Here is an 8,830-nt window from a genome sequence, read left to right on the forward strand (position 1 = left end):
CTGGAAGCCTATTTACCATGGGCTGAGAATGTCCAACTCCACTGTAAATAAAGTCCTATAAACTGATTAATCCCATCTTAGCATTGCTAGGATGGGATTTTAATATACTCTGCTATTGGGTGCTTACCATCAAATGATTTCAGCCTAAGTTTTGCAATGTTCCCGCCTAAAACAGGGAGCCGCACTTCTCGATCATCTGGAAGAGGTCGGCCCGGTAGTCAGGATCTTCCTTACGGAGGCTGCTGATAGCTACCCCGAAGTGCTCCTTATAGCCGGTTGAGTTGATGTACTTGCCGTGGCCCAGGTACATGGCAATATGTCCCGGGAAATAAATCAAGTCTCCAGGCCGCAGGTCTTCAAACTCGATCTCGTGGATTGGCCAGTCTTCTTTGATTTCCGCGTCCCGCCAAAGCAGGACCCCGTTTAGCATATAGCTCATGAAGACCAGGCCCGAGCAGTCGATCCCCAGCGGGCTCTTACCTGCCCACCGGTACTGGCAACCCAAGTACTCCTTGGCGGTCTCCTTTACCTGCTTTCTGAAGCTTTCTTCATCCGGCTTGGCTTGGAGCAAAAAGTATTCCGGATCTGCTGACCACAAGAAGTCGTCTTCATCCAGCCGCTTTGCCAAGGCAGTCTTGGAAACCCAGCCGCTTCGCCCGTCCAAGAGCTTGACCTTGTAATAGCCGTCCACAAGCTCATCCGTCACGTTAAGCAGGCTGCCCTTATAAAGAGTCAGCATAATGTCGGCTGAAACCTTGGGCTCAGCCAAGACATCAATAACTGACCGCCGGACTAGTTTGACCTCCCGGTCCTTTATCTCCTCCAGGGTTACCGGGGTTACTGCTTCCTTTGGCACGTAGCCCTCATAGCCGTAATGACTAGTCACGTACCAAAAGTCTTCCTTCTTCCCGGTCGCCTTGACGGCCCAGCCGTATAACAGTTCATCGCTTCTGGATTTGAGGTCGTCTTCCGTCATAAAGACCGCTGCTTGTTTGATCAAGCCGTACATTTGCCTTCCTCCTAACTTAAATCGCTTATTTTTTCTTCTTCTCCTAATCGTAGATAATCCCGGTCATTTTTGCAAGAGGACAAATTGGCCTATTTCTTAAGATTCCTTTGCCTTATAGACTATTTCCTTAAATTAATTTCACTTTTTGCTAGCTTGTGTTAAAATATTTCATGTAACTCAATGGAGGTTTTATGGAAGAAAAGAAAACACAAAGTACTTACAAACGGTCTTTGACCAACGCACACATTCAACTGATCGCCCTAGGCGGAACAATCGGGACTGGGCTCTTTTTGGGGGTCGGCAACAGCATTCAAAAGGCTGGGCCAGCGGTCATCTTGATCTACATCATCGTCGGTCTCTTCCTCTTTATCTTGATGCGAGCCTTGGGTGAACTGATCTTATCTGACTTAAAGAAGCACACCTATATCGAATTTATTGAAAAATACCTCGGCAAGGACATCGGCAAGGTGACTGGCTATCTTTACTGGCTCAGCTGGTTAATTTTAGCCATGGCGGAAACGACAGCCTTAGGCATCTACTTCAAGTCCTGGCTGCCCCATCTGCCGACCTGGCTGCCCGGGGTGCTCTCAGTCGCGGTCCTGCTTTTGATCAACTTGATCTCTGCCCGCTTCTTCGGGAACCTGGAGTTTGCCTTTGCCATCATCAAGATTTTGATGATCGTCGGCTTTGTCATCTTCGCGGCCTTTATGCTACTGAGCTCCGGTTCAACCAAGTACGGCCAGGCCAGCTTCAGCAACCTGTACGCTGACGGCTTTTTCAATAATGGGGCCAGCGGCTTTTTGCAGGGCTTCCAGATGGTCATCTTCTCCTTCATTGGGGTGGAACTGATTGGGTTGACTGCTTCTGAAGCTAAAGACCCGCACAAGACAATCCGGAGCGCGATCAATGAATTGCCACTGCGGATCATCCTCTTCTACGTTTTGGCCATTATCGGAATTCTGGTGATCCTGCCATGGAATAAGGTTTCCATTTCCAGCTCACCATTCGTCCAAGCTTTGATGGGGGCAGGCTTTAAGGGTGCCGGCAACTTGATCAACTTCGTGGTCATCACGGCAGCTATTTCAGCAACCAACAGCTTCCTCTACAGTGCCGGCCGCCTGCTCTTCTCCGTTACTTTAGGCGGGGAAAGCAAGTGGAGCAAGTTCTTCGGCCAGCTCAACCATCGGCAATTGCCAATGAGAGGCCTGGTCTTCTCAGCCTTGATCATTATCTGCGCGCCTTTGATCACCTTGATTATGGGGGACGAAGCCTTCAGCTTCATCTCATCAATGGCAACCAGCATGTTCCTTTTGATCTGGATCATCATGACCTTGACCCACCTGCGCTACCGGCAGGTTACGCCAAAGGACCAGCTGCATGAATTCCAACTGCCAGCTTCCCCATTCCTTGACTACCTGCTCTTGGCTTTCTTCGGTGCCATGGTTATCCTGCTCCTCTTCCTTGAGAGCTACCGGGTGCCAATGATCACGGCTTTGATTACCTTCGCTGTCCTCTACGGTTTCAGCAAGGCCCTCAACAAGAAAAAAGAAGCAACAAAATAATTAATGAGATACAACAAAAGCTGACCGCAAGGTCAGCTTTTTTATGTACTTTAGTATTTCACCAAGAAGAGGCCGTTACGCTTCAAGGTAATGGTCTGTCACGATCAACTTCTTGATGATCTCCAGCAGATCAGCCACAGGCAGCTTGGTCAAATCCCGGTCAAGCAAGTCAGAATAAGATTCTTTAGCCAGATCATGATCCAAAAAAATGTGTGTCTCATACTGGCTGACCAGCATTAGCAGCAACAAAAGCATTTTGTACGCGTAGTCTTCGCCAATCGTATGCGATCTCAAGCACTCAAATATCTCATCATGATTGTCTGGCGGCTCCATTTTTGGAAAACAATCGATATAGTAATTCCTTGGTCCTGGTTTACGGAGCTGGTCCACCAGCTTATAAGCCCGCTTTGCCTTCATGTCTATCCCCTCTTTCAAAACTATCTTTTCAGTATAACACGGAGGCTTTTAATCATTACCCAACAAAAAATAAGCCCGGACCAAGTCCAGGCTTATTTCCATTCTATTTCTTTTTGCGAGTAAAGAAGAGCTTGATCGTACCCCAAACTCCCAAAGCCTGCCGCATGTGGTCGGCCGGGACATACTTACGGATAGCCCGCAGAGTCTTCTTCGGATCCTTGGTAATAAAGATGAACTTGCCATCCTTCTTAGTCCGGATCTCAAAGCGGGGAATGTACTTCCCTTTGAAATGAACGTCCGCGACTACATAAGTTATCTGATCCCAAGGAATCTGGATATAGTCTTCAACATTCTTCTCGTTATAGAATTCAAACGCCTCGTCGCCGATCATGACTTTGCCATAGGTAGACATGGCCCGGAACCAGGTTCCGGATACAGCCAGATCAACGGTCTTATTCATAGATTGAGCCATTTGTTAATCTTACATCAAGCCCCATACGTGGAAGAGGATACCAACCACGAAGATCCCCAAGATGATGATGATTGGAGAAACTTTCTTCTTCAAGAGCCACATGCAGAGGAAGGTGAGCAGAAGACCTGCCAAACCTGGAATCAGCATGTTCAAGTTGTCTTGCAGAGTAGTAACCTTGGTATTAGTCAAGGACAGACCAGCAGCTTGTTGGGACAAGGCTTCCTTGATACCAGCAGCACCGCTTGGCAGCTTGGTCCAGTCGATGTAGCCACCCTTTTGGATTGGCACTTCTGAAACCTTCAGAGTGAAGGTGATGCTTACCCAACGTTCGATCAAGGCACCCAGGACGAACATACCCATCATGGCAGCCCCACGGGTAACCTTCTTCAGCAAACCACCTGAAAGGTCGGAGCTGATTGCGGCACCAGCCTTGTAACCCAATTCTTGAGTGTACCACAAGAAAGCGATACGGATCAGGTTCCAAAGAACGAAGAAGAGGATTGGCCCGATAATGTTGCCGTTGATGGCCATTGAGGCACCAAGGGCACCAAGGATTGGACGGACAGTGTACCAGAAGACTGGGTCACCGACACCGGCCAAAGGCCCCATCATACCAACCTTAACACCTTGGATAGCTTCGTTGTCAACGGCAACGCCATTAGCCTTGTCTTCTTCCAAAGCCAGGGTAACACCGATGATTGGTGAAGCCAAGTAAGGGTGAGTGTTGAAGAAGACCAGGTGACGTTGCAAAGCAGCAGCCATGTCTTCCTTCTTTGGGTACAGCTTTCTTAAAGCTGGGATCATACTGTAGGCCCAACCACCGTTCTGCATTCTTTCGTAGTTCCATGAACCCTGCAGAAGTTGTGAGTGCCACATAACATCCCAACGATCACGCTTTGATAAAGTTACTTTCTTTTCAGTCATGATTTTGTCTCTCCTTTCTGGCTTGATTTCTAATAGTCATCAATGATGTCACCCAGCGGGTCACCAGTACCAGCTGCGGCAGCATCGCCAGAGCCCTTGCTTACCTTTTCTTCCAAAGCGAGGTACATCAAGGCCATAGATAAACCAATCGCACCCAAGGCGATCAAAGTCAAGTCCTTAACGCCGGCCAAAGCAAAACCAATAGCGAAGAATGGCCATACTTCACGGCTGGCCATCATGTTGATAACCATAGCGTAACCTACGGCAACAACCATACCACCACCGATGGTCATACCATCTGACAGCCAGGCTGGCATAGCAGCCAGTGCGCTTCTAACAGTTCCAGTTGGAATAGCCAAAAGCAAGCCGGCTGGGATAGCAATACGCAGACCCTGCAAGCAGACAGCGATCCATTGCCATACGTTGATCATGCGCCAGTTACCTTCTTCGGCGTGCTTGTCCATGATGTGAACGATGGCAGTTGAAATAGTCCGGACCAACATGGTCAAGAACAGACCGGCAACGGCCAGAGTGATGGCCAAACCAGTGGCAGTCCCGATACCCTTGGTACCTTGACCACCCTTGATCAAAATGATGGCTGAGGCAACAGCGGCCAAAGCGGCGTCAGGTGCGACAGCGGCACCGATGTTGGCCCAACCCAAAGCGATCATTTGCAAAGAACCACCGAGCATAATACCCAAGGTAAGATTGCCAGTAACTAAACCGATTAAAGTACATGCAACCAATGGTTGGTGGAATTCCCATTCATCCAGGATACCTTCCATCCCGGCCAGGAAAGCTACCACAATCACCAGGATGACTTGAATAGCATTTAAGTCCATTTTTAACTCCTTTTCCCACTACTACTTTTGTTCATCGAGCAGGCTTTGTGCCTTCTTCAGAATTGAATCCATGTTTTCCGGATTGTCTGAAGGAACCTTGCGGACGTCAAACTTGATGCCCATCTTTTCGAGTTCACGGAAAGTGTCGACGTCAGTCTGGTCCATGGACAGAACGGTGTTGGCGTTAACCTTGCCCTTGCTGTATGACATGGAGCCGACGTTCAAACTCTTGATGTCTACGCCGTTCTTAATCGTTTGCAAAGCATCTTCTGGGTTTTCAAACAACAAGAAGGCGTGCGTAGTACCAAAACGCGGGTCTTCAGAGATTTCCTTCATCTTCTTCAGCGGAACGGTGTGTGCTACCGTACCAGCTGGAGCAGCTTCACGGATCATGCTCTTGCGCAGGTCGTCCTTGGCAACCTTATCAGAAACCACGATAACCCGGTCTGGGTGAAGTGATGGAATCCAACCAGTTGCAACTTGACCGTGCAACAAACGTGAGTCAATTCTGGCACCAACGATCTTGATGTGACCGTCGCCCAAAACAGTCCCTTCTGGGATTGCTTCCTTAGGAGCGCCAGCTGCGGCTGCAGGTGCAGCTGCCTTTTCTTCTGCAGGCATTAAGCTTTCAGGCTTGGTCTTGATACCATCCTTGGCTGGCTTAATGATTGCAGTCGCGATGTCTTGCGCGGTAGCCTTGTCATTGATCATTCTTTGGGTCAAGGCTTCAACTACCATTGGCAAGTTCAAACCGGAAACGATAGCCCACTTGTCGTGACCGTCGAGCAAACCGTTTGCCTGGTTGAAAGGCGTGCCACCCCACAGGTCAACCAGGAACAAAACTTCTTCCTGGTCTGCAAAAGAAGCAATCGCTTCACTCATCTTACCCTTAATATCATCTGGGCCTTCAGAAGGCTTCAAAATGACATGGGCAAAATTGTCTTGTGGGCCAAAGAGCATTTGCGCGGATTCAGCAATACCGTCCGCGAAACCGCCATGGCTAGCTAAAACAATTCCTACCATGATATTTCCTCCTCAAAAACTTCGGTACGTTCCTATTATACAATAAAAAGCGCTTACGTGAAGCACTTTCTTGAAACCTTTTTCAACTTTTTTGTTAATTTTATCTCTATGACTGAAAATACATTACAATAACGAAAAAAGCGGCAAAAAAATTGCGTTTTTTCGAAAAATACCAGTTTTAATTAAGAATGGAAAAATACTTTTTAAGGAAGAAAAAAGCGACTGATCAAATAAAATCAGTCGCTTTCCTCATATATTGGTTGTTATAGCGGAGTAGCAGAGATTCGAACTCTGGCGCCAGTTTCCCGACCTACACCCTTAGCAAGGGCGCCTCTTCAGCCACTTGAGTACTACTCCAAGTCATGTATATTAATATTAGCAAACTTTTCCGAGCCCGTCAAACCCTTTTGACAGATTTTTTCTGCTTTCTTGTTTTTTCTGTCTTTCTTCCTCCAAAATCAACGATATCTGCAAAGCAATTGAAAAGTATTGTTATTTTTCATTGCTTTTGGCTATCCTCTTTCATTTTTTCTTAAAAAATAATTAGCAAAAGCATTGCTTAACAAAGCTCATAATGTTATAGTAGGAAACATAAAAATTCGAGCGATCTTTAAGTAGCGGCCAGGCTCAGTGCTCAGAAAACCGGTGGTTGATGCGAACCGGACAGGCCTGGAGCAGCGAATTACAGGATCAAGCAGCTCGGCCGGTCGGCCCCGTTACGGCTAAAACGAGTGCAGCATGCTGCAAAGTTGGGTGGTACCGTGCCTATAAGCGCCCCAGCCTGAGTCAACCGACTCGGCTGGGGCTTTTTGTTTGCAGAAAGGAAAAATATGAAGCGATATCAAACCTTGGTTTAAACTGGCAAAAGCAAATACAGATTTAACTAAGGAATAAACACATGAACAAACAAATCAGTTTTAAAGAAGCAGTAACTATTCTTATTTTGATGCTGGCCGTGCTGGGCTGGGGCGTCATCGGCTTTGGCCTGTCCCCGCAGATTCCGGTCTTGACCGTCATCGCCTTGCTCATTTTCTGGCTGCAAATCCGCGGCTTTGAGTGGGAAGAAGTCATGAATGGGATCAGCCAAGGGATTTCCACGGCCATTGTCCCGATCTTTATCTTCCTTTTAATTGGGACCTTGATTGCCGTCTGGATCCAGGCCGGGATTATTCCATCCTTGATGGTCCTGGGCTTTCACATGATCAGCAGCCACTTCTTCGTTCCATCGGTCTTCCTGGTCTGCTCCTTGGTCGGCCTGGCCATCGGGTCCGGCTTTACGACCGTGTCCACCGTCGGGATCGCCCTCTTCGGGATAGGGAGCACTTTAGGCATCAACCCAGCTTTGACGGCTGGGGCCATTATCTCCGGCGCCGTCTTTGGTGACAAGATGTCCCCTCTGTCTGACTCAACCAACCTGGCTTCCGCGGCAGCTGAAGCCGACCTCTTTGACCATATTAAGAATATGATGTGGTCAACCATTCCTGCCTTTATCGGCTCTTTGCTCTTTTTCTTCTTCCTGGGCCAGAGCAGTAAGGCAACTTCCTTAGCCGGCATCGCGGCCGTAGAAAGCAGCCTCCGCCAGCACTTCTCAGTTTCCTTCTGGGCAGCCTTGCCGCTCATCTTGATGTTCGCCTGCGCCTGGAAAAAAGTGCCAGCCATTCAAACTCTTTTTGTCAACATCTTCTTGTCCGTTGCCATGATTTTTGTCCAAAATCCAGGCTTCAAGATACAAAAGCTGGCAACGCTGATTGAATCCGGCTACGTTTCAAATTCCGGCAACAAGACCGTTGACGCCCTCTTGACCCGGGGCGGGATCTCCAGCATGATGGGGACTGTCTCCTTGATTATCATGACTCTGGCCCTAGGCGGAATCTTGATGCACCTAGGCATTATCGACAGCGCCATGAAGCCTCTGGTTGAACGCCTTAAGAAGCCGGGCCAGCTGATCTTGACGACAATCATGGCCGGGATTGGGGTCAACCTCTTCGTCGGTGAACAATACCTGTCTGTTATCCTGCCGGCCAACGCCTTTAAGCCTGCTTACAAGCAGATTGGCCTTGACCCCCTGGCCCTCAGCCGGGTCTTGGAAGACGGGGGCAGCGTCATCAACTACTTGATCCCTTGGGGAGTGGCTGGTTCCTTTGTGGCTTCAACCTTGGGCGTACCAGTCCTGGACTTCCTCCCCTTCACCATGTTCAGCCTCCTGTCACCAGTCTTCTCCATTCTCAGCGGCTTTACCGGCATCGGCCTGAAGTGGAAGAAGGCAAGTAAATAGGATATTAGAATAATAGCAGTTTAGTGTTGAATAACTACCAAGCAGAGTAGTTGTTCAACACTTTTTCTTTGATAATCCTCAACGCAAGAAAGGAAAACAGCCTTCTGCAACCATTAACCAGCAGAAGGCTATATTGTTCATATCAACAAAAAAGATCAACTACATATGCATGTGTCACAAGGTCAACCAACCTCGGACTGAAGTCCGGGGCTTGCAAGTCGAGAAATGCCAAAATGCATTCCAGCTCACACTAGTCAGATAGAGATGATTTGCGGGTGCAGGGATCATCCAATTACCAAACTTATA

8 protein-coding genes and 1 tRNA gene are annotated in these 8,830 nt (G+C 48.3%); 2 read left to right on the forward strand and 7 right to left on the reverse strand.

The window, feature by feature from the left end:
• Positions 1-166: 166 nt before the first annotated feature.
• Positions 167-1,009, reverse strand: a complete 843-nt coding sequence (locus Q0J41_RS03450; protein ID WP_296226149.1) for an SH3 domain-containing C40 family peptidase — start codon at positions 1,007-1,009, stop codon at positions 167-169.
• Positions 1,010-1,200: 191 nt separating this feature from the next.
• On the opposite strand from Q0J41_RS03450, the gene Q0J41_RS03455 reads away from it, so the two are divergent.
• Positions 1,201-2,571, forward strand: coding sequence for an amino acid permease (locus Q0J41_RS03455; protein ID WP_296226152.1), 1,371 nt, complete (start codon positions 1,201-1,203; stop codon positions 2,569-2,571).
• 75 nt (positions 2,572-2,646) lie between these two features.
• Here the strand turns inward: Q0J41_RS03455 and Q0J41_RS03460 are convergent, their stop codons facing one another.
• From Q0J41_RS03460 to Q0J41_RS03485, 6 genes are all read right to left on the reverse strand, one after another.
• Positions 2,647-2,988 carry a hypothetical protein gene (locus Q0J41_RS03460; RefSeq protein WP_296226154.1) on the reverse strand — a complete coding sequence of 114 codons (342 nt, stop codon included), beginning with the start codon at positions 2,986-2,988 and terminating at the stop codon, positions 2,647-2,649.
• 103 nt (positions 2,989-3,091) lie between these two features.
• Entirely contained in the window at positions 3,092-3,460 is a 369-nt protein-coding gene (locus Q0J41_RS03465; protein WP_296226157.1) for a DUF956 family protein, read from the reverse strand.
• 9 nt (positions 3,461-3,469) lie between these two features.
• Positions 3,470-4,384 (reverse strand): PTS system mannose/fructose/sorbose family transporter subunit IID, encoded by a 915-nt coding sequence (locus Q0J41_RS03470; RefSeq protein ID WP_296226161.1) that lies wholly within the window; start codon positions 4,382-4,384, stop codon positions 3,470-3,472.
• A 29-nt stretch (positions 4,385-4,413) separates the two neighbouring features.
• Positions 4,414-5,226: a PTS mannose/fructose/sorbose transporter subunit IIC gene (locus tag Q0J41_RS03475; protein WP_296226165.1), complete on the reverse strand. Its 813-nt coding sequence runs from the start codon at positions 5,224-5,226 to the stop codon at positions 4,414-4,416.
• Positions 5,227-5,247: 21 nt separating this feature from the next.
• The gene (locus Q0J41_RS03480; protein WP_296226168.1) at positions 5,248-6,249 is read right to left on the reverse strand and encodes a PTS sugar transporter subunit IIB; all 1,002 of its coding nucleotides are present in this window, start codon (positions 6,247-6,249) and stop codon (positions 5,248-5,250) included.
• Between the two features lie 269 nt (positions 6,250-6,518).
• Positions 6,519-6,606 (reverse strand) — tRNA-Ser (locus Q0J41_RS03485).
• Positions 6,607-7,147: 541 nt separating this feature from the next.
• Here Q0J41_RS03485 and nhaC point away from each other — a divergent pair.
• Positions 7,148-8,524 carry a Na+/H+ antiporter NhaC gene (gene nhaC, locus Q0J41_RS03490; RefSeq protein ID WP_296226171.1) on the forward strand — a complete coding sequence of 459 codons (1,377 nt, stop codon included), beginning with the start codon at positions 7,148-7,150 and terminating at the stop codon, positions 8,522-8,524.
• Positions 8,525-8,830: the final 306 nt, after the last annotated feature.

This window comes from uncultured Lactobacillus sp. (assembly GCF_944327175.1).
Classification (GTDB): domain Bacteria; phylum Bacillota; class Bacilli; order Lactobacillales; family Lactobacillaceae; genus Lactobacillus.